At 61.1% G+C, this 25646-nt stretch carries 25 protein-coding genes and 1 tRNA gene; 18 read left to right on the forward strand and 8 right to left on the reverse strand.

Annotated features, from left to right (window positions below; all coding sequences use genetic code 11):
- Nucleotides 1–40 precede the first annotated feature (40 nt).
- Nucleotides 41–117: transfer RNA gene (locus tag PGB28_RS13745), tRNA-Met, on the forward strand.
- A gap of 173 nt (nt 118–290) precedes the next feature.
- Here PGB28_RS13745 and tkt read toward each other — a convergent pair.
- Together tkt and PGB28_RS13755 are read right to left on the reverse strand one after the other, a co-directional pair.
- Nucleotides 291–2240, reverse strand: coding sequence for a transketolase (tkt, locus tag PGB28_RS13750; RefSeq protein WP_271422204.1), 1950 nt, complete (start codon nt 2238–2240; stop codon nt 291–293).
- A 1-nt stretch (nt 2241) separates the two neighbouring features.
- The gene (locus PGB28_RS13755; RefSeq protein ID WP_271422092.1) at nt 2242–3582 is read right to left on the reverse strand and encodes an NAD(P)H-dependent oxidoreductase; all 1341 of its coding nucleotides are present in this window, start codon (nt 3580–3582) and stop codon (nt 2242–2244) included.
- A 186-nt stretch (nt 3583–3768) separates the two neighbouring features.
- Between PGB28_RS13755 and PGB28_RS13760 the strand changes: the two genes are divergently transcribed.
- The 4 genes from PGB28_RS13760 to PGB28_RS13775 are packed head-to-tail and all read left to right on the forward strand — an operon-like array spanning nt 3769 to nt 7337.
- Nucleotides 3769–4620 carry a transketolase gene (locus PGB28_RS13760; protein ID WP_271422093.1) on the forward strand — a complete coding sequence of 284 codons (852 nt, stop codon included), beginning with the start codon at nt 3769–3771 and terminating at the stop codon, nt 4618–4620.
- Nucleotides 4617–5663, forward strand: coding sequence for a transketolase family protein (locus PGB28_RS13765; RefSeq protein WP_271422094.1), 1047 nt, complete (start codon nt 4617–4619; stop codon nt 5661–5663). The genes PGB28_RS13760 and PGB28_RS13765 overlap by 4 nt, the downstream gene beginning before the upstream one ends.
- 1 nt (nt 5664) lies before the next feature.
- Nucleotides 5665–6552, forward strand: coding sequence for an NAD(P)-dependent oxidoreductase (locus PGB28_RS13770; RefSeq protein WP_271422095.1), 888 nt, complete (start codon nt 5665–5667; stop codon nt 6550–6552).
- Nucleotides 6553–6584: 32 nt separating this feature from the next.
- Nucleotides 6585–7337, forward strand: a complete 753-nt coding sequence (locus PGB28_RS13775; RefSeq protein ID WP_271422096.1) for an SDR family NAD(P)-dependent oxidoreductase — start codon at nt 6585–6587, stop codon at nt 7335–7337.
- 9 nt (nt 7338–7346) lie between these two features.
- Here PGB28_RS13775 and PGB28_RS13780 read toward each other — a convergent pair whose 3' ends face one another.
- Genes PGB28_RS13780 through PGB28_RS13790 form a run of 3 tightly spaced genes read right to left on the reverse strand, consistent with a single transcriptional unit; the run spans nt 7347 to nt 9884 of the window.
- Complete coding sequence (locus PGB28_RS13780; protein WP_271422097.1) at nt 7347–8324, reverse strand: LysR substrate-binding domain-containing protein; 978 nt, start codon at nt 8322–8324, stop codon at nt 7347–7349.
- A 40-nt stretch (nt 8325–8364) separates the two neighbouring features.
- On the reverse strand, nt 8365–9210 hold the full coding sequence (locus tag PGB28_RS13785; protein WP_271422098.1) for a fumarylacetoacetate hydrolase family protein: 846 nt from the start codon (nt 9208–9210) through the stop codon (nt 8365–8367).
- A gap of 11 nt (nt 9211–9221) precedes the next feature.
- Complete coding sequence (locus tag PGB28_RS13790) at nt 9222–9884, reverse strand: GntR family transcriptional regulator (RefSeq protein WP_271422099.1); 663 nt, start codon at nt 9882–9884, stop codon at nt 9222–9224.
- A 258-nt stretch (nt 9885–10142) separates the two neighbouring features.
- Between PGB28_RS13790 and PGB28_RS13795 the strand changes: the two genes are divergently transcribed.
- The 9 genes from PGB28_RS13795 to PGB28_RS13835 all read left to right on the forward strand — a co-directional run bounded on the left by PGB28_RS13795 (nt 10143) and on the right by PGB28_RS13835 (nt 19911).
- Entirely contained in the window at nt 10143–11114 is a 972-nt protein-coding gene (locus PGB28_RS13795; RefSeq protein ID WP_408636261.1) for a TRAP transporter substrate-binding protein, read from the forward strand.
- Between the two features lie 132 nt (nt 11115–11246).
- A complete protein-coding gene (locus tag PGB28_RS13800) occupies nt 11247–12053 on the forward strand; it encodes a TRAP transporter small permease subunit (protein ID WP_271422101.1) in 807 nt (268 codons plus the stop codon).
- Between the two features lies 1 nt (nt 12054).
- The gene (locus PGB28_RS13805) at nt 12055–13680 is read left to right on the forward strand and encodes a TRAP transporter large permease (RefSeq protein WP_271422102.1); all 1626 of its coding nucleotides are present in this window, start codon (nt 12055–12057) and stop codon (nt 13678–13680) included.
- 182 nt (nt 13681–13862) lie between these two features.
- Nucleotides 13863–14804, forward strand: a complete 942-nt coding sequence (locus tag PGB28_RS13810; RefSeq protein WP_271422103.1) for a phytanoyl-CoA dioxygenase family protein — start codon at nt 13863–13865, stop codon at nt 14802–14804.
- Nucleotides 14805–14834: 30 nt separating this feature from the next.
- Nucleotides 14835–16325, forward strand: coding sequence for a UxaA family hydrolase (locus tag PGB28_RS13815; protein ID WP_271422104.1), 1491 nt, complete (start codon nt 14835–14837; stop codon nt 16323–16325).
- Nucleotides 16325–17383, forward strand: a complete 1059-nt coding sequence (locus tag PGB28_RS13820; protein ID WP_271422105.1) for a Gfo/Idh/MocA family protein — start codon at nt 16325–16327, stop codon at nt 17381–17383. The genes PGB28_RS13815 and PGB28_RS13820 overlap by 1 nt, the downstream gene beginning before the upstream one ends.
- Nucleotides 17380–18291: an NAD(P)-dependent oxidoreductase gene (locus PGB28_RS13825; protein WP_408636259.1), complete on the forward strand. Its 912-nt coding sequence runs from the start codon at nt 17380–17382 to the stop codon at nt 18289–18291. Before PGB28_RS13820 ends, PGB28_RS13825 begins: the two co-directional genes overlap by 4 nt.
- Nucleotides 18288–19010, forward strand: a complete 723-nt coding sequence (locus PGB28_RS13830; protein ID WP_271422107.1) for an SDR family oxidoreductase — start codon at nt 18288–18290, stop codon at nt 19008–19010. The genes PGB28_RS13825 and PGB28_RS13830 overlap by 4 nt, the downstream gene beginning before the upstream one ends.
- Nucleotides 19011–19023: 13 nt before the next feature.
- Complete coding sequence (locus PGB28_RS13835; protein ID WP_271422108.1) at nt 19024–19911, forward strand: DMT family transporter; 888 nt, start codon at nt 19024–19026, stop codon at nt 19909–19911.
- Between the two features lie 11 nt (nt 19912–19922).
- Here the strand turns inward: PGB28_RS13835 and PGB28_RS13840 are convergent, their stop codons facing one another.
- From PGB28_RS13840 to PGB28_RS13850, 3 genes are read right to left on the reverse strand one after another with little or no spacing between them, the layout of a single operon-like run.
- Nucleotides 19923–20723, reverse strand: a complete 801-nt coding sequence (locus PGB28_RS13840) for an NAD-dependent epimerase/dehydratase family protein (protein ID WP_271422109.1) — start codon at nt 20721–20723, stop codon at nt 19923–19925.
- A gap of 4 nt (nt 20724–20727) precedes the next feature.
- Nucleotides 20728–21465 (reverse strand): SDR family oxidoreductase, encoded by a 738-nt coding sequence (locus PGB28_RS13845; protein WP_271422110.1) that lies wholly within the window; start codon nt 21463–21465, stop codon nt 20728–20730.
- 14 nt (nt 21466–21479) lie between these two features.
- Nucleotides 21480–23261 carry an IlvD/Edd family dehydratase gene (locus tag PGB28_RS13850; RefSeq protein ID WP_271422111.1) on the reverse strand — a complete coding sequence of 594 codons (1782 nt, stop codon included), beginning with the start codon at nt 23259–23261 and terminating at the stop codon, nt 21480–21482.
- 136 nt (nt 23262–23397) lie between these two features.
- On the opposite strand from PGB28_RS13850, the gene PGB28_RS13855 reads away from it, so the two are divergent.
- Genes PGB28_RS13855 through PGB28_RS13870 form a run of 4 tightly spaced genes read left to right on the forward strand, consistent with a single transcriptional unit; the run spans nt 23398 to nt 25624 of the window.
- On the forward strand, nt 23398–23853 hold the full coding sequence (locus tag PGB28_RS13855) for a hypothetical protein (RefSeq protein WP_271422112.1): 456 nt from the start codon (nt 23398–23400) through the stop codon (nt 23851–23853).
- On the forward strand, nt 23850–24563 hold the full coding sequence (locus PGB28_RS13860; protein WP_271422113.1) for an AzlC family ABC transporter permease: 714 nt from the start codon (nt 23850–23852) through the stop codon (nt 24561–24563). Before PGB28_RS13855 ends, PGB28_RS13860 begins: the two co-directional genes overlap by 4 nt.
- Nucleotides 24560–24883: an AzlD domain-containing protein gene (locus PGB28_RS13865; RefSeq protein WP_271422114.1), complete on the forward strand. Its 324-nt coding sequence runs from the start codon at nt 24560–24562 to the stop codon at nt 24881–24883. Before PGB28_RS13860 ends, PGB28_RS13865 begins: the two co-directional genes overlap by 4 nt.
- Before the next feature lie 42 nt (nt 24884–24925).
- On the forward strand, nt 24926–25624 hold the full coding sequence (locus PGB28_RS13870) for an RraA family protein (protein ID WP_271422115.1): 699 nt from the start codon (nt 24926–24928) through the stop codon (nt 25622–25624).
- Nucleotides 25625–25646: the final 22 nt, after the last annotated feature.

Consider the following 25646-nt stretch of genomic DNA (forward strand, 5'->3'; position numbering starts at 1 on the left):
TGCTCTAACAGCCGAATAGGCCGTAGCACACAAAAAGTGTCGCGGGATGGAGCAGCCCGGTAGCTCGTCAGGCTCATAACCTGAAGGTCGTAGGTTCAAATCCTACTCCCGCAACCAAACTAGTGCAGCAATATCAACGCAATAGCGCCCCACGGGGCGTCCGTCGCGTTTGTGCCCCCCAGCCCTGGAAGCACTGTGGAAGCAAATGGAAACGGCTTCACCTTCTCCCGTGACAAATTCCAAACTCAAAAAATATTATAATAAAATCAACCCCTGTAATCCGGACTCTGTTACCGGACAGGAGCCAATTGCTTGGCGACCTCGACGATCTTTTCAACTGTGATGCCGAAATGTTCGTATAGGGCGGGGGCTTTTGCGGACGCTCCAAATCCGGTCATGCCGATGAATTGATCTGTGGGTCTGAGCCACCGGTCCCAACCGAATTTCAGCGCGGCTTCGATGGCAATGCGCGGCTCTTGTCCTAGAACTGTGCTCTGATAGGTTTCGGGCTGATGTTCGAACAATTCCCAGCACGGCATCGAAACGACAGTCGTCGCTATTCCCAAGCCTTCGAGTTGTGTGCGTGCGCGCATTGCCAGCCCGACTTCGGTTCCCGTGGCGATCAGGGTGATGTCACGCTTCGATTCGGGGCCAGCGAGAACATAGCCTCCAAGGCGCGAGCGGTTTTCTGCGGTGTCAAAGCGCACTTGCTCCGTGTCTTGTCGCGACAACGCAAGCACCATTGGCGTGTCGTTGGTTTCAAGAGCAATTTGCCAGGCTTCGGCGACCTCAACTGCATCCGCTGGTCGGAAAACATGAATGTCCGGCATGGCCCGGAAACTTGCCAGTATTTCAACCGGTTGATGGGTCGGGCCGTTGCTGCCCACACCGATGGAGTCATGGCTGAACACAAAGAGCGCGGGCAGACCCATCACCGCGGCCATACGGATGGCAGCCCGTTCGTAATCGGCAAAGGCGAGATAGGTGACATTGACCGGACGCAGCCCGCCATGTGCTGCAATGCCGTCGACCATTGCCCCCATCAGATGTTCGCGAACCCCACAATGCACATAGGACCCGGCACGATTGCCGGGGGCGAAAGCGTCGCGGCTGCGCTTGTGATTTGTGGGCGCTTCGAGATCGGCACAAAGCACGACCATTTCGGGAAGGGTGTCCGCCAGCGCGTCGCATATGTCACCCGAGGACAGGATTGTCGCGCGCGGTTGGTGCGGCGCATCTGGCAGAACAGAGGCCCATCCTTCCGGCAGGTCTCTATTGATCCAGCGGCGAAACTCCGGTGCGTCCGGATGCACGCTCAGGCGCTCACCCCATGCCTCGCGCGCTTTCGTGCCCTGTTTCATTGCGTTGGTCCAGTCTGCATAGATGCCCGCGGGAATGTGAAAGGCGGGGTGCGGCCAGCTGAGATCCCTGCGCGCGTCCTCGGCATCCTGTTTGGTCAGGGGCGCACTGTGCCCGCCCCGCTGCCCCTGCAGCCGCGCGATGCCGCGCGCGATCGTTGTGCGGCAGGCAATCAGCGACGGGCGAGGGTCGGCCTTGGCCGCCGAGATGGCCGCATCAATGGCCTTGATGTCATGGCCGTCCACCGTGGCCACATGCCACCCGGCTGCACGGAAGCGGGCAGAGACGTCTTCCGAGATCGAAAGGGCGGTTTCCCCGTCATCGGTGATCTGGTTGTCGTCCCATAGGAACGTCAGTCGCCCCAGTTGCAGATGCCCGGCGAGAGAGATCGCTTCCTGCCCCATGCCTTCCTGCAGACACCCGTCGCCGACAAAAGCCCATGTGCGATGATCGACAAGATCGCGGCCAAAACGGGCCGCCAGCCGCTCTTCGGCCACAGCCATGCCCACGGCACAGGCAATGCCTTGGCCCAGAAGGCCGGTGGTAATCTCGATCCCGGCATCCTGCTCAATCTCGGGATGACCGGCACAGACAGAGTGCAGCGTTCGGAATGACTTGATCGCGTCAATGGACAGCTTCTCGTAGCCTGACAAATGCAACAACGCATACAGCAGCATCGACCCGTGCCCGTTGGACAGAACCACACGATCGCGGTCCGGCCAGAGCGGGTCACTCGGGTCTACCTTGAGGTGATTGGCGTAGAGCGTCGCGGCAATTTCGGCCATGCCGAGCGGCACGCCCTGATGACCCTCGCCCGCGTTCAGTATCGCGTCGATTGACAGGAACCGAATGGCGTCGGCCATGGTCTGAATATTGGGCATGTCAGCGGTCCAGAAGTTGGTTTTGCTCAACGCGAAGTGCATGGATGTCAAGATCGTCAACCACTTCGACATCGTCGAGCGTCACGATCTGATCGCGTTTGATCGGGCGTTTCAACCGGACGTGATGGGCAAGCCCGATGGGCAGGGCGTTGCATTCCGCCGCACGGGTGGCCGGGATCGCTTTGGCCCAGACCTTGAACCCGCCCTCGCCGTCCAGCATGTCGCCTGCCGCGAAATCCCCCTTGGCCGTCGCAACCGCATCGGCGCGGTAGCGTTTCGACATGCCGGTCGGTTCGTTCCGAAGGGCGGCGGATAACACGGACACGGATGTTTCAAGGCCAATCAGATGGAATGGCCGCCACATGCTGCCGTACCAGCCTGAGCGGTCCGTCATCAACCCATATTGGTTAAAGCACTGGCGCGTATACTCATCCGGCGCGCGGAAGGTGACGAACATGCCGTACTGGATATTGTTCAGAACGACGCGCCCGTCCGGTTCGCGACTGGCCGCGATATCCACGATGCCGGTTTTCTCCAGACGCCCGCCATCGCTTGCTGGTTTGAACACCTCGGCCAGGTCCTGCAACCCGGCCGGCGGAAATGCCAGCCCGTCTGTTGGGCAGTCCATCCCGGTGGCATTGGCCACGGCGGCCATTTCGATCGCGGCCTTGGTCCCGTCGGTAAAGGAGTTGTACATCTTCGGGTTGAAATCGCCCGACGCCACCTGTTCCTCGGAAAAGTCGAAATAGTCCCAGACGGTGTCCGGCGTGGAATACCGATAGCCGGGACAGAAATTCATGCCTTTGCCCGCCGCGATAAGCTCGAACCCGCAGGTATGCACCCAATCCACCAATTCGCAGATCGCCGCGGGTTGATCGCCATAGGCCATGGAATAGACGACACCCGCCTGCCGCGCGCGTTCGGCGATGACCGCGCCGCACAAAACATCAGCCTCGACATTGACCATGACGACATGTTTGCCCGCTTCGATGGCGGCAAGCGCGTGGCGCACACCGGCGATGGGATGCCCGGTGGCCTCGATGATCACCTCCACCTCGGAGCACGCAAACAGCTGCGCGACATCATCGGTCAAATGTGTTGCTCCGGAGGCGACCGCATCCGCCATCGACCGGGCGGCGTAGCGTTCCGGTTCCCAGTGCACCCGGGAAAGCGAGGCTTTGGCCTTTGCCATATTCAGATCGGCGATACCCACCACATGAAGCCCGGCAATATGCTTGGCCTGAGCAAGGATCATCGAGCCGAACTTGCCCGCTCCGATCAGGCCGACCCGGACCGGTTTATCCTGGGCAACGCGCTCGGCAAGAAGTGCGGACAGGTTCATATGTGATCCCCTTGGTCACGTTCAACGGGTTCACGATACCGGGGTTGAGAGGCAATGAACCATCATTTTTTCCAAGGGTACTATTAAGCTGTACTAAAGAATGCTTTATGATTTCCCGCTTGTCGGACACCCCTTTCTGCGGTGATCGTCTGGCAGACCAACGCCAAATGAGCGAGGAGCTTAAGATTGCAAAATCGCCGTGAAACAAGTGGATCCAATGTCAGTCTTGCCCAACGGGCCTGGGCGATCCGGCGCTATGCGCTTCAAATGGCGGAGGTGCAGGGGCAGGGCTATATCGGTCAGGCGCTTGGGGTCGCGGATATGCTGGCGACCTCGTATTTCCATGCGATGGACTACCGCCCCGATGACCCGGAATGGGAGGGGCGCGACCGGTTTTACCTGTCCATCGGGCATTATGCCATTGCGCTCTACGCGGCGCTGATCGAGGCGGGGATCCTACCCGAGGACGAGATCGAAACCTACGGCATGGATGACAGCCGCATGCCGATGTCCGGCATGGCGGCCTATACGCCGGGGATGGAGATCACTGGCGGGTCGTTGGGCCAAGGGCTTGGCATCGCGGTCGGCGCGGCGCTGGGGCTAAAGCGCAAGTCGTCGAAATCCTTCGTCTACAACATGCTGTCCGATGGCGAGTTGGGCGAAGGATCGACCTGGGAAGCGGTGATGTCCGCGGTCCAGTGGAAGCTCGACAACCTGATCGCGATTGTCGATTTCAACAACCAGCAGGCTGATGGCCCGACGCTGGAGGCGCTGGCCACTCCGGCAGAGGCACCGAAATGGGCGGCCTTTGGCTGGTACGCGCAAGAGGTGGATGGCAATGACCTTGCCGCGCTGGTCGAGGCCTTCGACAACGCCCGCAACCACCCTGATCCACAGCCGCGCGCGATCATCTGCCATACCAAGATGTGTAAGGGCATTCCGTTTCTCGAAGCGCGGGAGAGCACGCATTTCATCCGGGTCGAGGCCGATGAATGGGCCAAGGCGATTGCCATTCTGGACGAGGATAAACCGCTATGATCATACCCCCGTCGTCCCGCCGCAAATCGAAATACACGCTGCGCAGCGTTCCCGAGGCCGGAGACCGCGTTGCCACAAGCGCCATGATCGCCTCGCTCGATGCCGAAGGGCGCGACACCATTGCCGCCCCGTTCGGGCACGCGCTTGTCGATCTGGCAAAGACACGTGAGGACATTGTCGGCCTGTCCGCCGACCTGTCGAAATACACCGACCTGCATATCTTTGCCGAGGCCCACCCCGACCGGTTTTACCAGATGGGCATGGCTGAGGCGCTCTTGATGTCCGCCGCTGCAGGACTCGCGCGAGAAGGTTTCGTGCCCTTTGCCACCACCTACGCAGTGTTCGCGGCGCGCCGGGCCTATGATTTCATCGCCATGGCAATTGCCGAAGAAAACCTGCCGGTCAAAATCTGTTGTGCGTTGCCCGGACTGACCACTGGCTACGGGCCCAGTCATCAGGCGACTGAAGATCTGGCCATTATGCGCGGCATGCCGAACCTGACCGTGCTGGACCCCTGCGACGCGGTCGAGATTGATCAGGCCACGCGCGCCATCGCCGACACGCCGGGCCCGGTCTACATGCGCCTGTTGCGGGGCAATGTGCCCAATGTGCTGGGCGAATACGGTTACAAGTTCGAGCTTGGCCGCGCGCAGATGATCCATGAGGGTTCGGACGTGCTCATCATCTCGTCCGGCTTCATGACCATGCGTGCGCTGGACGCGGCCAAGGCGCTTGCCTCTGATGGCGTATCCTGTGCCATCCTGCATTCGCCGACGATCAAACCGCTGGACGCGGACACGATCTGTTCTGAGGCTGCCAAGGGCGGGCGTCTGGTGGTCACTGCCGAAAATCACTCGATCATCGGCGGTCTGGGCGAAGCGGTCGCGGGCGCGCTGATGCGGGCGCAGGTCCATGTCCCGTTCCGCCAGATCGCATTGCCGGATGAATTCCTCGATGCGGGCGCATTGCCGACCTTGCATGATCAGTACGGGATCACGGTTGAACAGATTGCCGCCCGGATCAAATCCTGGCTGGAGGCGTAACATGGCGGGCATTGCAATCATCGGTCTGGGCATGATGGGGCAGGGCATGGCCCGCAACATCATGGCTACGGGCATTCCCCTGCGCGGATTTGATCTGTCGCCAGAGGCGCGCACCAGATTTGTCGAGGCTGGCGGCACGACATCGGAAAGCGTGACGGACGTTGTCGCAGGCTGCGATCTGCTGCTGGTCATGGTGGCCACCGCCGCACAGGCGGAAGCCGCGCTGTTCAATGGCGTTTCCAAGGCGTTGGCACCCGGCGCGGTTATCATCCTGTCATCCACCGTTGCGCCATCCGAGGCGCGGGCGATTGCCGCGCGACTGGAAGCGGCGGGGCATCTCATGCTCGATGCGCCTGTTTCCGGCGGGCAGGTCGGCGCAGATGGCGGCACGCTCACGATTATGGCCTCAGGTCCCGAAGAGGCCTTCGCGCGCGCCGCTCCCGTGCTCGACGCGGTGTCGAAAAAGGTGCACCGGCTGGGCGATGCGCCGGGGATGGGGGCAACCTACAAGGTCGTTCACCAACTGGCCGCCGGGGTGCATCTTGTGGCCGCTGCCGAACTCCTGGCCTTTGGCACCAAGGCCGGGTGCGATCCCCGGACGCTTCTGGATATTGTCTCAAGCTCTGCGGGGCAAAGCTGGATGATGGACGACCGCGCCCCGCGCATGATGCAGGAAAACGCTGCCGCAACCTCGACGGTCGATATCTTCATCAAGGATCTCGGCCTTGTGGTGCAATCCGCACGGGACAGCGGCGCGCCGGTGCCTTTGGCGGCGGCGGCCTATCAGATGATGGTCGGAGCCGGGGGCATGGGGTTGGGACGGGCCGACGACAGTGCCGTGATCCGCGCCTACGAGGCGCTGACCGGTTGCAAGGTTTATGACAACTGACGCGGGGCACAACCGCAAATAGGGCGAACACGATGAAGCTATTGGACGGACAAACCGCGATCATCACCGGAGCAGCCAGCGCGCGCGGATTGGGCAAGGCGACGGCAAGGCTCTTTGCCGAGCACGGGGCAAGGGTTGCGATCTTTGACCTCGACGCGGCGCAGGCCGAGGATGCCGCTGCCGATATCGGCGATGGTCATATCGGCCTTGCCTGCGATGTGACGCGCAAAGCAGACTGCGAAGCGGCCGTGGCCACGGTGCTCGACGCCTTTGGCCAGATCGACATTCTTGTGAACAACGCGGGCATCACGCAGCCGCTGAAGATCATGGAAATCAGCCATGAAAACTATGACGCGGTGCTGGATGTGAACCTTTTGGGGACATTGAACATGAGCCAGTCCGTGATCCCCCATATGCGCGACCGCAAAAGCGGAAAGCTCATTAACATGTCCTCCGTGTCGGCGCAGCGTGGCGGTGGCATCTTTGGCGGTCCGCATTATTCGGCGGCCAAGGCGGGTATTCTGGGGCTGACCAAGGCCATGGCGCGCGAGCTTGCCCCCGACGGCATCCGCTCCAACGCGATCTGCCCGGGCTTTATTGCCACCGACATCACTGGCGGCAAGCTGACCCCGGAGATGATGGAGCAGATCCTCAACGGCATTCCGATGGCGCGCGCCGGGGAAGCCTCGGACGTGGCGGGCTGTGCGCTGTTTCTTGCGTCCGATCTGTCGGCTTATGTCACGGGGTCCGAGATTGACGTGAATGGCGGATCGCTGATCCACTGAGCGGATGTGTCAGCGTGGCGAGAATTGGCCGTTTTCAAGCGTCAACTCCGTCACTGACAATCCGTGGTGCGCCAATACGTCATCAAGCTGGGCGGAATGGGCCGCTACCTCTTGCTCTAGCCAAGTCAGGAACAGCCTGACTGCACGGCGGTTCAGATACCGCGCGGGACAGATCGCCCAATAGGACGGAAAGGTCAGGACCGGGATCGCCGGCAACACCGGGACAAGGCGGTTTTCGGCGACTTCCGGCAATGCCAGCGCCAGCGACTCAAGCACGATCCCCGCCCCGTCCAGCGCCAGTTGCAACGCCATGGAGGACCGGTCCATAAGGATGGATTTGCGGTTGCCGCGCGTTGCGATGCCGTAATGCGTGAGCCAGAAATCCCACTGGCACAGCGCCCGTGCGCTATCAATCAATCGCGCCTGATCCAGCAAGGCACCCGGGTCCTGCGTCGTGTCGAGCCGGGCCAGATAATCCGGGCTGCAAAGTGGCAGCACATGGTCATGCACCACCGCGCGGGCATGAAGGCCCTGCCAGTCGCCTGTGCCGTAACGAATGTCGAGATCCATCACCTCGCGCTCGAAATCTGTCGGGTCGGGGGCCGCATCCACCCGCAAATCCCAATCCGGATGCTGCGCGACGAAATCGGCCAGTCTGGGCGCCAGCCATCTGACCCCAAAACTCGGTGTGACTCGCAGGTTCAGCCGGTGCGTTTCGCGGGTTTTGCCAAGATGCCGACCCGCATCGCGCAACAACCGCAGCGCCGTGGTCGAGGACTGGAACAGCTGCTCCCCCTCCAGCGTCAGGCTCAGAACCCGCCCATCCCGGCGGAAGAGTTTCACGCCCAACCGCTGCTCCAGAAGCTTGACCTGCTGGCTGACCGCTGATGGGGACACGGACAGCTCTTCGGCGGCGCGGGTGATCGTTCCGCGCCGCGCGACGGTTTCAAAATAGAGATAGGCGTTCAGGTTTGGCGTCAGCGCCATGGGGTCACCACCGCCCGCACGTGAAAGCCGGAGCCGGGCATCACCCTGCGGCGACGGTCTCTTGCCGTTGGCGGCCAAGCCCTTCGACCTCGACCTCCATGACATCGCCGGGTTTCAGGAAACGCGGCGGTTTCATCCCCAGCCCCACACCGGACGGCGTTCCGGTCGCGATGATATCTCCGGGCATGAGTTCCATGAACTGGCTCATGTGGCTGATGATCTGGCGCACGGTAAAGATCATGTCGTCGGTGCTGGAATCCTGCACGGTCTCGCCATTCAGATCGAGCGACACGCGCAGGTTCTGCGGGTCGCTTACCTCGTCCGCCGTCACCAGATAGGGGCCGACGGGGCCGAATGTCGGGGCGGATTTGCCCTTGATCCACTGACCCTGATGGTCGAACTGGAACGAGCGTTCGGACACGTCATTCACCGTGCAATAGCCCGCGACATAGTCCAGCGCGTCGTCTTCGCTGACGTAAAGCGCGGTCTTGCCGATCACCACGCCAAGCTCGACCTCCCAGTCGCTTTTGACGGATGTGCGGGGGATGATCACGGGATCGAACGGACCCGACAGCGCGGTGCTGGCCTTGGAAAAGAGGATCGGCTCCGGCGGTTCCGGCATGTTGCTTTCCTTTGCATGCAAGGCATAGTTCAACCCGATGCAATAGAAATTCGGAACCGAGGCCAGCGGACAGCCGATCCGCCCCGGATTCTCAACCACGGACAGTGCGCCCAAATCAAGCGCGCGGATCTGGTCCAGCGCCTCAAGCGATACGGAGGCTCCCGCGAAATCATCGACCTTGCCCGACAGGTCACGAATGTTTCCATCGCCGTCGAGAATGCCGGGTTTTTCCTGGCCCGCGGGCCCGAAACGCAAAAGCTTCATCGCTGTGTTCCTTATTCGCTTTCAGTTGCTGTTTCCTGCTCGATCACCGAGCGGATGTCTCTGGCCAGATGCTGGAGGTGATTGTCGATGGCGTCTCTGGCGGCGGTGCCGTCGCCTGCGCGGAGCGCGTCCAGAATAGCGGTGTGATGGTTCACCACGCGGTCGCGGTTGCGCTTTTGGATCGCAGACAGATATCGCGCACGCCATAAGCGCCGCAAAAAAGTTCCGTGCGTATCGGCCAGCGCCTTGTTGCCCGAGGCGGCGGCAATCGCGGTGTGAAACGACATGTCGATTTCGAACATATCCAGCGGATCGGTGCTGTCAAAATGGTTGGCCATGTAGTCCGTGATGTCGGACAGGTGCTTGATCTCGTCGCTGGACGCGTTTTTACAGGCAAGTTCCGCAGACAGCTTTTCGAGCGCAACCAGAACTTCAATCTGGTCCGAGACCTCGGACATGTCGGACAGTGCAACGATCGGGCTGCGCGACGGGCGCAGTTCAACCAGACCCTCCTTGGACAGGATGCGGATCGCCTCGCGGATGGGGGTCCGGCTCACCCCGATTTCGGCTGCGATGTCACGTTCCTTGACCGACATGCCGGGAAGCAGTTTCCCGCGCAGGATATCTCGGCGCAGACGGTTTGCAATTTGTTCAGCGAGCGATTCTTTCGACATTCGGTATTTTCTGCACAAACCAACGTGACAGGGTACGTGCTGCTGCCCGGAGCCGGGAATTTTCAGCACGTTCAGATTTGGTATACCAAAATATGTTGCGAGTCGAGATTTCATTCGCTACGTTTTTCTCCGATGGTATACCATCTTTCGCGGTGCATGATTGTGCACCAATGTGAGACCGGCGGTTGAGGAGAGCCGCCCAGGGAGGAAACAATAATGAAATTCACATCAACCATTTTGGCGGCCGGTGCACTTGCGATGACGGCTATGGCCGCCGTCGCGGAGCCGGTAACTCTGCGTATCCAAACCCACTACGCGACCGAGCACCCCACCGGGAAAATGATCGCGCAGTGGATCGACGACGTCCAGACCATGTCCGGCGGCGACATCACAATCGAGATGTTCTATTCATCCTCGGTTGTCGCTTCGGTGGAAACGTTTGACGCGGCGATCAATGGCATTCTGGACTGCGACGCCACGGGCGGTGCATACCAGACCGGCAAAAACCCGGCCTTCCAGTTCGTGGGCGATATCATGGGCGGTTATGACACCCCGTGGCAGCAGTATTCCTGGCTCTACTATGGCGGCGGTTATGATGCGGCTCAGGCGCTCTACAACGAGCATAACATGCAGCTGATCGGCTGGGCCATCTATGGTCAGGAAAGCTTTGCATCCTCCAAGCCGATTGCAGGCCCCGAGGACCTCAAGGGCTGGAAATTCCGTTCGCCCCCGGGCATGGAGACCGAGATTTTTGAAAAACTGGGCGCTTCGCCCATCGTGATGGACTTCACCGAGATCTTCACCGCGCTTGAAACTGGTATCATTGACGGTGCCGATGCCTCGGGCCTCGCAAACAACGTGGGTCTTGGCCTGTATGACATCGTGAAGCACGCCAACTACCCGGGCTTCCATTCGATGCCGTCGGACCACCTCGCCTGTAACAAGGACGTTTGGGAAGGTCTGACCGAGCAGCAGCGCCGCATCATGGAAACCGCGTGGCAGAAACTGTCGTTCCAGATCGCGATGCTGAACGAAAAGGCCAACACCGAAGCCGCTGCCATGCTGCAGGAACAGGGTGTGACGCTCTATGAATGGTCGGCAGAAGATCGCGCCACGTTCCGCGCCGCGGCCCAGGAAGCCTGGGATGACTGGGCTACACGTAGCCCCGAAGCCGCGCCGCTTGTGGAAAGCCACAAAGCCTATCTGCGCCAGCTTGGCCTGGTGAAGTGATCAGGGATGCCGTGACCATGTGGTCGCGCATCTAGGCTGAATCAAATGCGGGCTCCGATTACGGGGCCCGCGCTTTCGACTTACCAAAAATACCGAACGGCGCGCGCCGGAGGCTTATCGGGGAGGATGAGCATGGATACTCGCGAAAGCGTTTGGCTGGGATCATTGCGGCAACCAGTCAAATTGGCCGCCATCGGATTGACCGGCTTGGCATTGGCCCTGTTCACGTGGCTCGTGCTCAACAGGATATTCGCCGCCGAGTCGATCGGCATGCATGAAATGATACGCCCCGAGGGGCGTCCCATCGTGACAATCACGCTGCTGGCCATCGCCGGAGCGATCCTCTTGGTCTCGCTATACCTGTCTGACACGAGAGAGAGTATCGAGCATGAACCCTCCGGGTTCTTCGATGTTTTCTCTTTGATCTGTTCGCGCATCGCCATGATCATGACCGTACTGGTCGTGATCGTGATGTTCTATGAGGTCGTGTCGCGCTACGTCTTCTCTCGTCCGACGCTTTGGGCAAATGAGCTGTCCCTGTGGATCGCAGCTTTTGTTTTCCTGCTGGCCGGGCAATATGCCATGCAACAACGCAGCCATATCCGTATCTATGTGATCTACGACATGATGCCGCGCTGGATGCAGAAAACCTCTGATGTCATTTCGCTGCTGCTCATCTGGTTCTTTACCTTCGCCATGGTCTGGGGCGGCTATGACGACGCGATGCGTCGTTTCCTGCGGATGGAAACCTTTGGAACGGCATGGGATCCGCCCATTCCGGGCATCGTAAAGCCCGCCATTCTTATCATTATCTGCCTCGTCGCGATTCAGGCCCTGTCAAACCTGATCTCGGACTGGAACAGGGCGCCCGAACATCACGGGCTGGACGATATCGACGAAGTCGAAATCGAAAACATCCGCAAGGCGTTGGAGAAATAGCATGGAATTTCTTGAGCTTTTCTCCTGGATCAAGACCGGGGATATCGGCACGCTGAGCCTTGTGCTGCTGCTGAGCATGTTTGCGCTTCTGGCCATCGGCATGCCGCTTGGCTTTGCCTCGGCCTTCCTTGCCGTGATGGTGCTGTTGATGAAGTTCGGTCCCGAATTGCTGTTCCGGGACTTCGGCAAGGGGCCATTATCGGTCCTGTCACAGGCGGTTTACCGACAGATGACGAACTACGTACTCATCTCGATCCCGCTCTTCATCTTCATGGCGGCGCTTCTGGAACGCTCTGGCATCGCCAAGGATATGTACAACTCGCTCAATGTCTGGCTGTCGCGGACGCGGGGCGGGATTGCCATCGTGACCTCGATCATGGCCGTGATCATGGCTGCCATGTCCGGGATCATCGGCGGTGAAGTGGTGCTGCTGGGTCTGATCGCCCTGCCACAGATGCTGCGGCTGGGCTATAACCAGAACCTCGCCATCGGGACGATCTGTGCGTCTGGCAGCCTCGGCACGATGATCCCGCCCTCCATCGTTCTGATTTTTTACGGTCTGGTCACGGAAACCTCGATCAAGGCGCTGTTCACCGCGTCCTTCCTTCCGGGTTTCATGCTGGCGTCGTTCTTCATCATCTACATCGTCGTGCGGACCCGGATGAACCCGGATCTTGCCCCGCTTCCCACGCCGGAACCGGGGGAGCCGGAAGGCCGCGAAAAAGGGCTGATGTTCCTCGGCTTCTTGTCTCGCTTTGCGCTCTGGATCATCGGGGTGCTGTTTCTGCGTGCGCTGTTCTTTACGGTGACCGGCCAGAACCAGTTGCAGGAGGGAGAAGACCCGATCGCGCTGGGCATGGTGTCGGACTTGCCCTGGATCGCTGGTGCCTTTGTCATCGCGGGTGTGGGAATGTTCATGATCGGACGCGACCGTACGGCGCGCGGCTGGGACATGGGCAAGGGGCTGATCGCACCGGTTGTGGTGATCGGCGTGGTGCTTGGCTCCATCTACATGGGGATCACCGGCATTACCGAGGCGGCGGGCATGGGTGTTATCGCCGTGTTCACCATCGGGTTGATCCGCCGCGAAATGACGTTCGAGATTGTCTGGGACGCGCTTGTGCGTACCCTTAAATCGACCGGAACGATCATCTGGGTCACCATCGGTGCCGCCGCACTGGCCGCAGCTTACACCCTTGCTGGTGGGCCGACCTATGTGGCCAATATGATCCTCGCGGCCGAGTTGCCGACCATGTCGATCATCCTTGTCATGATGTTCATCTTCCTGATCATGGGGATGTTCATGGACTGGGTCGGCATCGTGCTTCTGATCATGCCGGTCTTCCTGCCGATTGTGCTGAAACTGCCGGTCGAGGAACTGGGCGTGTTCGGCGAGTTGAACCCGCGTCACGTGGCGATCTGGTTCGGCGTGGTGTTCTGTATGAACATGCAGGTCAGCTTCCTGTCGCCGCCCTTTGGCCCGGCGGCGTTCTACCTCAAATCGGTGGCTCCGCCGCATATAACGCTGACGCAGATCTTCCGTGGCTTCCTGCCGTTCATCTGCCTGCAGCTTCTGGCGCTGTCAGTGCTGCTGATCTGGCCGCCCATTATTTCCGTGTTCCTCTAGAGGGACACATAAAACACAGCCCGGGCGGGGTCACCCGCCCGGGTCTGACCGAATAAAGCTGCCGCAATCATCCCTGTTCCGACCGCAGGCCGTCATGGTGTGGGGCAATGTCTGATCCCGCTGTCCGGGCCATGTGGGGAAGGGTGGGCAGGGTCAGTGTCCGGGTTTGAGGAGCAATTGTCATGCTGACACAACAACAGATTGACCTATTCCATTCTGACGGCGTGATTGTCGTCCCCGATGTGTTGCCCATGCCCGTTCTGAGCGCGGTCAAACAGGAATACGAGGCACTACTGGACGCGCTCTATGACGGCTGGCATGCCGAAGGGCTGGTCCCGGCACCGGGTAACATGGATTTCTGGCAAAAACTGCGGGTCAGCTACGATGCCGGATGTGACTGGTTCCAGCCGATGGACATCTCCCTGCCGGGGGGCGAAATCGCGCCTGACACGCCGTTCCATTTCGGCCCTGCCGTGTTTGACATGATCACAGCACCGCGCTTGCTTGATCTGGTGGAATGCCTGATCGGCCCCGAAATCACGTCGAACCCGATCCAGCATGTGCGGCTGAAACCCCCTGCCCCAACCCTGCGCGACACGGAAAACCGCGCGCATGTCATGGCGACCGACTGGCATCAGGACCGCGCCGTCGCCCATGCAGAGGGCGACCAGACCCAGATGGTGACGGTCTGGCTGGCCATTTCGGATGCGACCGAAGAAAACGGCTGTCTTCAGGCGATCCCCGGAAAACCGCAGATGTATCCGCATTGCCCCAAGAAACAGACCGCCATCGCCGATGGATTCCTCGACTTGGACAAGGCACAGCCGCTGCCGGTCAAGGCGGGCGGCGCGGTGATCTTTCACCCGCTGACGCCGCATGCCTCGCTCGACAACCGCTCGGACCGGTTCCGCTGGTCGTTCGACATTCGCTACAACGTGACCGGCCAGCATACTGGCCGCGCCCATTTCCCGGACTTCATCGCCCGCTCCCGCGAGGCACCGCAGAGCGAATTGCGCGATTGGTGCGTCTGGAAAACCATGTGGGAAGAGGCCCGTGCGCGGCTTGCGCCGGAGCCGCATATTCCCATTCACCGCTGGACCTCTGACAGCCCCGCCTGCGCCTGACCTGCTGCGCCTGCAATTCGAGATACACGCATGAACACCGTCCGACTTTCACCCGAAGACAATGTCGTCACCGCTATCGCACCGTTGGAGGTCGGGCAGGAGGGGGCGATCCAGCTGATCCCGCGCGGGCACAAGATGGCTACGGCGGATATCGCCAAGGGCGCGCCGGTTCGCAAATATGCGCAGGTGATCGGTTATGCCGCCGAAGACATCGCAAGGGGCGCGCATGTCCACACGCATAACCTTGAGTTTCGCAATGTGGACAGGGAATACGAATTTTCCACCAACCTGCGCGAGGCGGCTCCTGCGGCGCACCAGGACACGTTCATGGGCTATCGCCGCCCGACCGGTCGGGTCGGAACGCGCAACTATATTGCCGTGCTCACATCGGTGAATTGTTCCGCTACCGCCGCGCGGATGATTGCCGAGCATTTCACGCCGGACCGGCTTGCGCCCTATCCAAATTTGGACGGGGTCACGGCCTTTGTGCATGGCACCGGCTGCGCCATGGGCGGCGACGGCACCGGGTTCGAGCTGTTGCAGCGCACGCTCTGGGGCTACGCGCGTAATCCCAATGTCGGCGGGGTGCTCATGGCCGGTCTGGGCTGTGAAATGATGCAGATCGACTGGCTGATCGAAGCCTATGGGCTGACGCCCGGCCCCCTGTTCCAGGTGATGAACATTCAGGATGTGGGCGGGCTGCGCGCCACGGTTGATATGGGCATCAGGAAGATCGAGGCGATGTTGCCGCTCGTCAACGAGGCCGAGCGCGAGGCATGCTCGGCATCCGAGTTGATGGTCGCCCTGCAATGCGGTGGATCGGACGCATGGTCCGGGATCACGGCCAACCCGGCAGTTGGACATGCCTGCGATCTGCTGGTGGCCCAAGGTGGCACCGGCGTGCTGGCCGAAACGCCCGAGATTTACGGGGCGGAGCATCTTCTGACGGCACGTGCCGCGGATCGCGCCATCGGGGACAAGCTGATCGACCTGATCCGATGGTGGGAGGATTACACCAGGCGCAATCGTGGCAACATGGACAACAACCCCAGCCCCGGCAACAAGAAGGGCGGTTTGACCACAATCCTTGAAAAATCACTGGGCGCGGCGGCCAAGGGCGGAACGACGCCTTTGACCGGTGTGTTCAAATATGCCGAACCGGTGACGGCGCGCGGCTTCACCTTCATGGACAGCCCCGGCTATGACCCGGCCAGCGTGACCGGTCAGATCGCCAGCGGCTGCAACCTTGTGTGTTTCACCACCGGTCGCGGGTCTGCTTTTGGCTCGAAACCTGCGCCGACGATGAAGGTCGCTACCAACACGCAGATGTATGACCGTCTCACGTCCGACATGGACGTGAATGCGGGGCGTATCCTGTCCGATGGGGCCAGTGTCGAAGAGGTGGGGCGCGAAATCTATGAGATGTGGTTGCGCATGGCGAGCGGCGAACATTCGAAATCCGAGGCGCAGGGTCTGGGCGATTACGAGTTCGTCCCGTGGCAGGTCGGGGCCGTGATGTGATGCAACTTCCGCTTGTCATCATCGGCGCAGGATCCATCGGGATGCGCCATGTCGAGGTCGCGCAGACCTGCCCCGACACCTGTATTTCCGCTGTTGTGGAGCCTTTCGGGCCGAGACGCGCCGAATTGCGGCAGATGGGGTTGAACGCTGTCGAGACACTCGACGCCGTCCCCCCCAAGACACGTGCGGCGGTGATCGCCACCCCCACGCCGGATCATCACCTGTCGACGATGGCCTGTCTTGATCGGGGGTGGCCGGTGCTGGTGGAAAAGCCCGTGACCGCGACGCTCGATCAGGCCAATCAGGTGGTGGAAAGCGCCGCCGCAAGGGGCCTCCCGCTGATCACCGGTCATCACCGGCGCTGCCATCCTTTTTCGCGCGCAACGCGCGCGGCGCTGGGCGAGATCGGTGAACTGGTCGGCGTTCAAGGCCTTTGGTCCCTACGGAAGCATGACAGCTACTATGATGCCGAGTGGCGGCGGCAACCCGGCGCAGGCCCGTTGATGACCAACCTCTCGCACGAACTTGACCTGCTGCGCTTTTTCCTTGGCGATATCGAAGAGATATCGGCGCTGACCTCAAACGCACGGCGTGGGTTGGTGATCGAGGATACGGCCGCCATGGCGCTGCGCTTTGCGGGTGGCGCGCTTGGTTCGTTTCTGATTTCCGACGCGGGCGCGTCACCCTGGTCGTTCGAGGGGGCGTCCGGTGAAAACCCGGCCATTGCCGCATCGCATCAGGACTATCTGCGCTTTGTCGGGACCGAGGGGGCGCTGGAATTCCCGTCACTCACGAATTGGGGGCGATCCGGGCCGGGGGAAATCGAATGGTCCAGGCCGCTGCGGCGCACAGATGCGCCCGCATTTGAAAAGATTGACCCGCTGCTGGATCAGCTGGCGCGCTTCACCGACCTGGTGAACGGCGGCGGGGATGATGTTTTGTGCACCGGAGAGGACGGCGCAAGGGCATTGGAAATGACACTTGCCGCGGCGCTGTCCGCGAAACAGGGGCGACCGGTTCGTGCCGGAGAGGTGCCGGGCCATTACACCGGCGTATGAAGGAAGGGATTGTGATGACGAAACCGACGATCGGATTCATTGGCCTGGGCCTGATGGGCCGGGCGATGGTCGAATGCCTTCAGGGCGCGGGCTATCAGATGACAGTCCTCGGCCACCGCGACCGCACCGGTGTCGAAGAGGCGATCGCGCGGGGCGGCACCGAGGCGGCATCCGCGCGGGCACTCGCCGAAAGCAGCGATATCGTCATGATCTGCGTCGGCACCTCGGATCAGGTGGAAAGCCGGATCTATGGCGATGAGGGCGTGCTGGCAGGGGCGCAACCGGGGCAGGTGATCCTGGATTTCGGCACGTCTCTGCCCGAGTCGACCAAGAGGATCGGTGCCGATCTTGCCCAGAAAGGCGCGATCTATCTCGATGCTCCGCTGGGCCGCACGCCCGCCCATGCCAAGGACGGGCTGCTCAACATCATGTGCGCGGGTGACAAAGAGGGCTATGATCGGGTGAAGCCCGTGCTGGACACACTGGGCGAAAACGTCTTTCACCTTGGTGCGCTGGGCAACGGGCACACGATCAAGCTGATCAACAACTACTATGCCATGACCACGGCCTGCGCCATGGCCGAGGCCTTTGGTGTGGCCGACGCCTCTGGCATCGACCGGCAGGCCCTGTTCGAGGTGATGGCGGCGGGGCCGAACCATTCCGGCATGATGGGCTTTATCCGCAACTACGCGGTAGAGGGGCAGATCGACCTTGCCTTCTCGGTTGCAAATGCGGCCAAGGATGTCGGCTATTATCGCCAGATGGCGCAGGACCTGGGGCTCAACAGCCGCATGTCCGGCTCTGCTGATACCACACTCCGAGAGGCCCGCGATGGGGGCGAAGGTGACATGATGGTCCCCGCTATGGTGGATTGGATGCACAAGCATTTGGGGGACAAACCGCAATGAGACTTCAGGGCAAAACCGCCTTCGTGACCGCCGCCGGACAGGGGATTGGCCGGGCTTGTGCGCAAACACTGGCGCGCGAAGGCGCCAAGGTGGTCGCAACGGATATCAACGGTGATTTGCTGCCCGGGCTGGATGTGGCGCAGGCCTTTGCACTGGACGTAACGGACAAGGCCGCGCTGGTTGATGCGGTGGAGACCGCGCAGCCCGATATTCTCGTGAATTGTTCCGGAGTGGTTCACAACGGCACGATCCTCGACGCAACCGACGATGAGTTTGACTTTGCCATGAACCTGAATGTGCGCGCCCATATGCATGCCATTCAGGCGGCGCTGCCCGGTATGCTGGACCGCGGCTCAGGGGCAATCGTTGGCATTGCCTCGGTGTGTTCAACTTTGCGGGGGCTTCCCAACCGGTTCATCTATGGCACGTCCAAGGCGGCGCTGATCGGGCTGACCAAACAGGTGGCGGCCGATTTCATCACCCGGGGCATCCGCTGCAACTGTATCGCGCCCGGCACGGTGGACAGCCCCAGCCTTCACCAACGCCTGCACGATACCGGCGATTACGAGACCGCGATGAAGAATTTCATCGCCCGACAGCCCATGGGCCGGATTGGCGAGGCGCAGGAGATTGCCGATCTGGCGGTGTACCTGTCCTCGGACGAAAGCCGCTACATGACCGGGCAATGCATTGCCATCGACGGGGGGATGACCGTCTGACAGGGCGCAACACATGAGCATACCGATCCCCAGAGAAGACCGCGCCGCGGCGGGCGTCCTCACGATGTTTTTTGCCGTGGTGTTCTTCACCTGTATCGACACATCCGCCAAATGGTTGGTGCTGGCGGGCCTTCCAGTCATGCAGGTGGTCTTCATCCGCTACTTTGGCCATTTCGTCTATGCGATGATCCTGTACCTGCCACAAGAGCGGGGAGAGGTCTTCCTGTCCCGTGCGCCGCTCAAACAATTGCTGCGCTCGACCTTTCTTTTCGGAGGGACGATCTGTAATTTCTTCGCGCTTCAGTCGCTTCCGATCACCGTGACCACGACCATCATGTTCGCGGGGCCAATCGTAGTTACCTTGCTGGCGATCCCGGTTCTTGGCGAACAGGTCGGCATACGCCGCATTGCTGCGGTTTGCGTCGGGTTCGTCGGCGTGTTGATCGTGATCCAGCCTTGGGGAACGGAGTTCCACCCGGCGATGTTCTTTTCGCTGGGGGCGCTGGTCATCTCGTCGCTCTATTTCATCATGACGCGGATGTTGGCGGGGGTCGAGACCAACGCGACCCAGCAGGTTTGGTCCTCTGGGCTCGCCTCAATCGTGCTTGCGCCTGTTGCCGCCTCGGTCTGGGTCTGGCCCGAGACCGGCATGCAGTGGCTGGTCATGTGCCTGATCGGCGGGTTTGGCATTTCGGGTCATATCCTCGCCACGGTCGCGCATCGCTGGGCGGACGCGTCCATCCTGGCGCCGATGATCTACAGCCAGATATTCCTTGCCGCGATTGCCGGGGTACTGGTGTTTGCGACATGGCCAACGATCTGGACGCTGGCGGGCGGGCTGATCATCATCGCCTCGGGGCTCTATATATGGAACCGTGAACGCCATAAGCCAAAGGGCTGAGCGGGAGGTGCTTAATCCTCGAAATGCCGGGCCTTGGCGAACATGCCGCCCTGATAGATCACCGCCGTGTCGTTCGGATCCTGAGCCGGGTCATCGGCAAAGAGATGCCCGAATTGCGCCGAGCTGTCCTGTGGTGTCCATCCCAGATAGGCGGTTTCCGAGTTGTCCCACCAGGATTCGTCGTTGTCGGACACACCGTAGACGATCGGACAGCCCAGCCGCGGTGCGTCCAGCATGCAACCGATCAGTCGTAGCATGTCGCCCGCGCTCATCCAGGTAGCCATCATGCGGCGGTCTTTCGGGGCCGGAAAGCAGGAGCCGATGCGTACGATCAGCGTCTCGATCCCGTATTTGTCCCAATACAGGCTGGCCAGCGCCTCGCCATAGACTTTGGATACGCCATAATTTGAATCCGGGCGGGTCAGAGAGGACGCGGTCAGCCGGGTTTCGCGGGTGTGGAAACCTATGGCGTGGTTGGAGCTTGCGAAGAGTATCCGTTTGACGCCCTCTTTGCGCGCAGCTTCATAGAGGTGATAAACACCATCTATGTTCACCCGATGGATCAACTCGGCGGTATTTTCCGTCGAGATACCGCCGAAATGCAGGATTGCGTCGCAGTCCCTGACCAGACCGCGCAAGGCGGGCGTATCGGTCAGATCGCAGGGTGCGATTTCCTCTCCGGGACCTGGCTTCCCTAGGTCCTCGACATCAGATAGGCGCACATGGGTGGCCAGATCGCGCAGGCCTTGGCGGATTTGCTGGCCGATGATCCCGGCGGCACCTGTCATGAGAATGCGGTTGGTCTTGGCCATTGGATCAGCCCCGTCCGATATAGGGCATGTTGGTGGCCATCACGGTCATGAACTGGACATTCGCATCGAGCGGCAGGTTGGCCATGTGGAGTACGGAACTGGCCACATGCGCGACATCCATCACCGGTTCTACCGCGATGGAACCATCGGCCTGTGGCACACCCTTGGTCATCTTGGCCGCCATTTCGGTCAGGGCATTGCCAATGTCGATCTGGCCACAGGCGATGTTATAGGGGCGACCGTCCAGCGAAATGGACCGGGTCAGCCCGGTAATCGCGTGTTTCGAGGAGGTGTAAGGCGCCGATCCCCAGCGCGGCACATAGGCCGAAACCGAGCCGTTATTGATGATCCGCCCGCCCATCGGGTCCTGCGATTTCATGTGCTTGAACGCCGCGCGCGCACAGATGAACGATCCGGTGAGGTTGATGTCGATGCAGCGCCGCCAATCCTCCACTGAGACCTCGTCAATCGTGGCACCAAGCGCGGAAACACCGGCGTTGTTGAACAGCGCGTCGATCCGGCCCCACTGCTTTGCCGCCTTGTCAAAGGCCGCATCCACCGCCGCCTCGTCACTTACGTCACAAGGCATGGGCAGGGCGTTTTCGCGACCTGCGGCGGCCTCCTCCAGCGCGTCCGGATTGCGGCCCACGAACCCCACGCGCCAGCCAGCGTCAAGAAAGGCATCCGCCGTCGCCTTGCCGATGCCCCGGCCCGCGCCGGTGATGATGATGGATTTGGTCATGGGCTTCCCCCTGTTCAGTGATTGTCGCGCGGCAGGTCGCGTCCGACCTTCTGATACGCGGTGGCAAGCTCAAGGCATCCGCCTTCGGCCAACTGCCCGACATGAGTGCGGTAAATCTCCTGCCACGGGGTTTGATGCACCAGTTCCGGCGCTTCCCATGTGTCGATGCGTGCCTGCCATTCCTCATCAGGTACCAGCGCATCCATGCGGCTGGCGTTCAGGTCCAGCCGCACCATGTCCCCGGTCTGCAAATGGGCCAGACCGCCGCCAACCACTGCTTCCGGTGAGGCATTGAGGATCGACGGGCTCTCGGACGTGCCGGATTGCCGACCGTCACCAACTGTGGGCAAATGGTTCACCCCCGCCTTGATCAGCGCATCGGGCGGCTGCATGTTCACCACCTCGGCACTGCCGGGATAGCCGACACAGCCGACGCCCCGAATGAACAGCATGGTTTTTTCGTCGATCTTGAGTGCCGGGTCGTTGATCCGGTCGTGATAGTCCTCGGGGCCTTCAAACACGACGGCGCGTGCCTCAAGTACGCCTTCGTTGCCGGGTTCGGACAGGAACCGTTTGCGGAAATCGTCGGAAATCACGCTCGTTTTCATCAGGGCCGAGTCAAACAGATTGCCGGACAGGACCTTGAACCCCGCATTCTTGCGCATCGGAGCGTCATAGGTGGTGATTACATCCGTATCGGCGCTTGCCACACCGGCGAGGTTCGCGCCCATGGTATTGCCCGTCGCGGTCATGACATCCGCATGAAGCCTTCCGGCTTTCATCAACTCGCCCATGACCGCAGGCACACCTCCGGCTCGGAAAAAGGATTCGCCCAGATATTCACCGGCGGGCTGCATGTTGACCATCAAGGGCACGTCAAAGCCGATGGTTTCCCAATCGCGCACATCCAGATCGACGCCGATATGCCGCGCGACAGCCTGAAGATGCGGCGGTGCGTTGGTTGATCCACCGATGGCGGCGTTCACGACAATGGCGTTCTCGAACGCTTCGCGTGTCATGATGTCGGAAGGCTTCAAATCGTCCATCACCATTTGCACGATGCGCCGCCCGGTCTCATAGGCCATGGCCATACGCTCGCGGAACGGGGCGGGGATGGCGGCATTGCCGGTGAGCGACATGCCCAGCGCCTCGGCCATGGCATTCATCGTGCTGGCCGTGCCCATGGTGTTGCAATGTCCCAGCGACGGAGCAGACGAGCAGACCCGGCTGATAAATTCGTCATAGTCGATCTTGCCTTCGGCCAGCAGGCGGCGGCTTTCCCAGACAATCGTGCCGGACCCGGCGCGCTTGCCTTGCCACCACCCGTCGAGCATCGGCCCGCCATTCAGAGCAATCGCGGGCAGGTCCACCGTCGCCGCGCCCATAAGCATGGCAGGCGTGGTCTTGTCACATCCGGTGGTCAGCACGACGCCGTCGATGGGATAGCCATGCAGCACCTCGACCAGCGACAGATAGGACAGGTTGCGGTCCAGCGCTGCGGTGGGCCGTTTGCCGGTCTCCTGAATCGGGTGCACCGGAAATTCCATGGGAATACCGCCCGCCTCGCGGATGCCCGCCTTGATCCGGTCCATGAGGAAAACATGGATCTTGTTGCACGGGGCAATGTCGCTGCCGGTTTGCGCAATGCCGATGACCGGACGATCCCCCTGCAATTCGCCGCGCGTGTATTCCTGGTTCTGGTAGCGTTCAACGTACAGTGCGGTCATACCGGGGTTGTTGGGGTTGTCGAACCATTCCTGGGACCGAAACCGTTTGTTGGCGCGCGTGTTGGACATGTCTCTCCTCCGATGGGCCCAAAGCGGGGCCTTGGCATAGCTTCTTTAAATGGTATACCAAATGCAAGTGGTAAGATGGGCAAATAAGTCAGGACCTGCCGTAATGCGAGCACGCTATGCATTTTTTCCTTGGGCCATGGCCGTCCTGATGGTTTGGATCGCCGCCGCGGCCAAGGCCGATGTCGCGCTTGATCGTGTCGATGCCTGCCTGGCCGAACGGATGGCCGCCGGGCAGCCCGCGATGCCTTGTGTTGATGAGGCTCACGCCGCCTGCATGAACGTCGATAATGAGACACCCGCCGTCGCAACGCTTTGCTTTGTCGAAGCCGGGAAGGCCTGGAACAACGGTATCGCAGGGACCATGGCGCGTATCGCGACCAAGGCCCCCGATGAAATCACCGCGATCGCTCGTATCGAGGTGAAATACGATCTTTTGTCCGCATTGCTGCAATGCAGCCGGTTGGAAGAGCTGGCGCTCAGTGTGGGGCGCGACAGCGAAGAGAAAATCCTGCGCCAGAATGCCCGGTGCAAGGAAAATGCCACGGGGCTGACCTATGCGCGCCTGTTCCTGCGGTCTCAGGATCTGAGATGACCCCAAGACAGGCGTTCTGGCGCGGGTATCTCGATTGCGCGCCCTTCATCGTGATCGTTGTGCCCTATTCCATGCTGTTCGGCGTGGTCGCGCGGGATGCCGGGCTGGATCTGCTGCAGACCATGTCAATGACCGTTCTGGTCATCGCTGGCGCGTCACAGTTCACGGCGCTGGCCTTGCTGCAGGATCAGGCGCCGGTTTTCATTGCACTGCTGGCTGCGCTGGCCGTGAACCTGCGCATGGCGATGTATTCCGCCGCCCTTGTCCCCCATGTGGGGCACGCCCGGTTGGGGACACGCGCGTTGATGGCTTATCTGATGGTGGATCAGGCCTTTGCCGTCGCCGTGCGCACCTATGAAGACCACCCGGACATGCCGCAATCGACCAAAGTTGCCTATTACTTTGGCTGCATGATGCTGATCTGCCCGGTCTGGTACGGGTTCACTCTTGTCGGGGCCTTGGTGGGGCAGGCCATCCCGGCATCGTTCAGCCTCGATTTCGCAGTCCCCGTCTGTTTCATCGCGCTGACCGCGCCGCTGTTGCGCTCTGCGCCGCATGTGATTGCGGCCTTTGTCGCCGGTGGCGCGGCCCTGGCTTTTGCCTGGGTGCCATGGTCGCTTGGGTTGATCATCGCGGCGCTGATGGGCGTGTTCGCAGGGGGACAATCGGAGCTGTACCTGACCCGGCGGCGTGAGAGGCTGGGCGCATGATCGACACCGCTGGCTTCTGGACGCTGACCATCCTGCTTGGGATCGGAACTTTTCTGATCCGGTTTTCCTTTCTGGGATTGCTGGGCGGGCGGCAATTGCCCGACCGGGTGCTGCTCTATCTGCGCTATGTCGGAGCGGCGGTCTTTCCCGCGCTGTTCATGCCACTGCTCGTCTGGCCTGAAGCGACGGGCGGAACGCCGGACCCCGCGCGCCTGATCGCGGGGCTGGCGGCCTTTGCTGCGGGGCTGCGCCTCGGCGTGATCTGGGCCATCGTGGCGGGCATGGGCGCGCTTTACCTGATGCAGTTTCTTTTTGCCTAGGTCGTGGATATCCGCGCCCGTTGACCAAACAAAGGATTCGCCATGATCGAAGAACCCCCCAAACTACAAATCCGGGCCAATGTCCGCCGCCCGACGGCTGAACAAGTGGCGGCCTTTCGGGACATTCCCACCGGGTTCCTGTGTGACGCGATGGAAGGGCAGGGCGCACTGTGCCAGTCCATCCAGCATATTTCCCAAGGCCGCGACCTGCCATCCCATGCCTATGGTCCGGCGCTTGTGGCGGATAATGGCCCGGCCGAGATATTGGCGACCATGGGCGCCATGCATATCGCGCGGCCCGGAGACATCATCGTTGCGGCGTTGCATGGCCACAAAGACTGTGCTGCGGCAGGAGATCGGTTCTGTGGCATGATGCGCAACAAGGGGGTCGCGGGCTTTGTCACCGACGGAACGATGCGCGATTATGACGGGATTATCGCGGCGGGGCTTCCGGCTTGGTGTGCGGGGCTGAGCCCGAATTCCCCCTATTCCAATGGCCCGGGCAAGGCCGGGTTTGGTGCGGTGGTCGGCGGGCGGTATATCGCATCTGGCGATATGATCGTGGCGGACCGCGACGGTGTGGTCGTGGTGCCGTTTGACAGGATTGATGCGGTCATTGCCCAGCTTGAAGAGATCAAGGCGCTAGAAGCCAGTCTTGATGCCAAGGTACAGGACGGATTCTGCGACATGCCCAAGGTCACGGAGATGCTTGAAAACGGCACCGCGAAACTTGTGGAGTAAGCAGGCGTTCCGGGGCGCTGCG

Source organism: Primorskyibacter aestuariivivens, assembly GCF_028023675.1.
In the GTDB taxonomy this organism is placed as follows: Bacteria; Pseudomonadota; Alphaproteobacteria; order Rhodobacterales; family Rhodobacteraceae; genus Marinovum; species Marinovum aestuariivivens.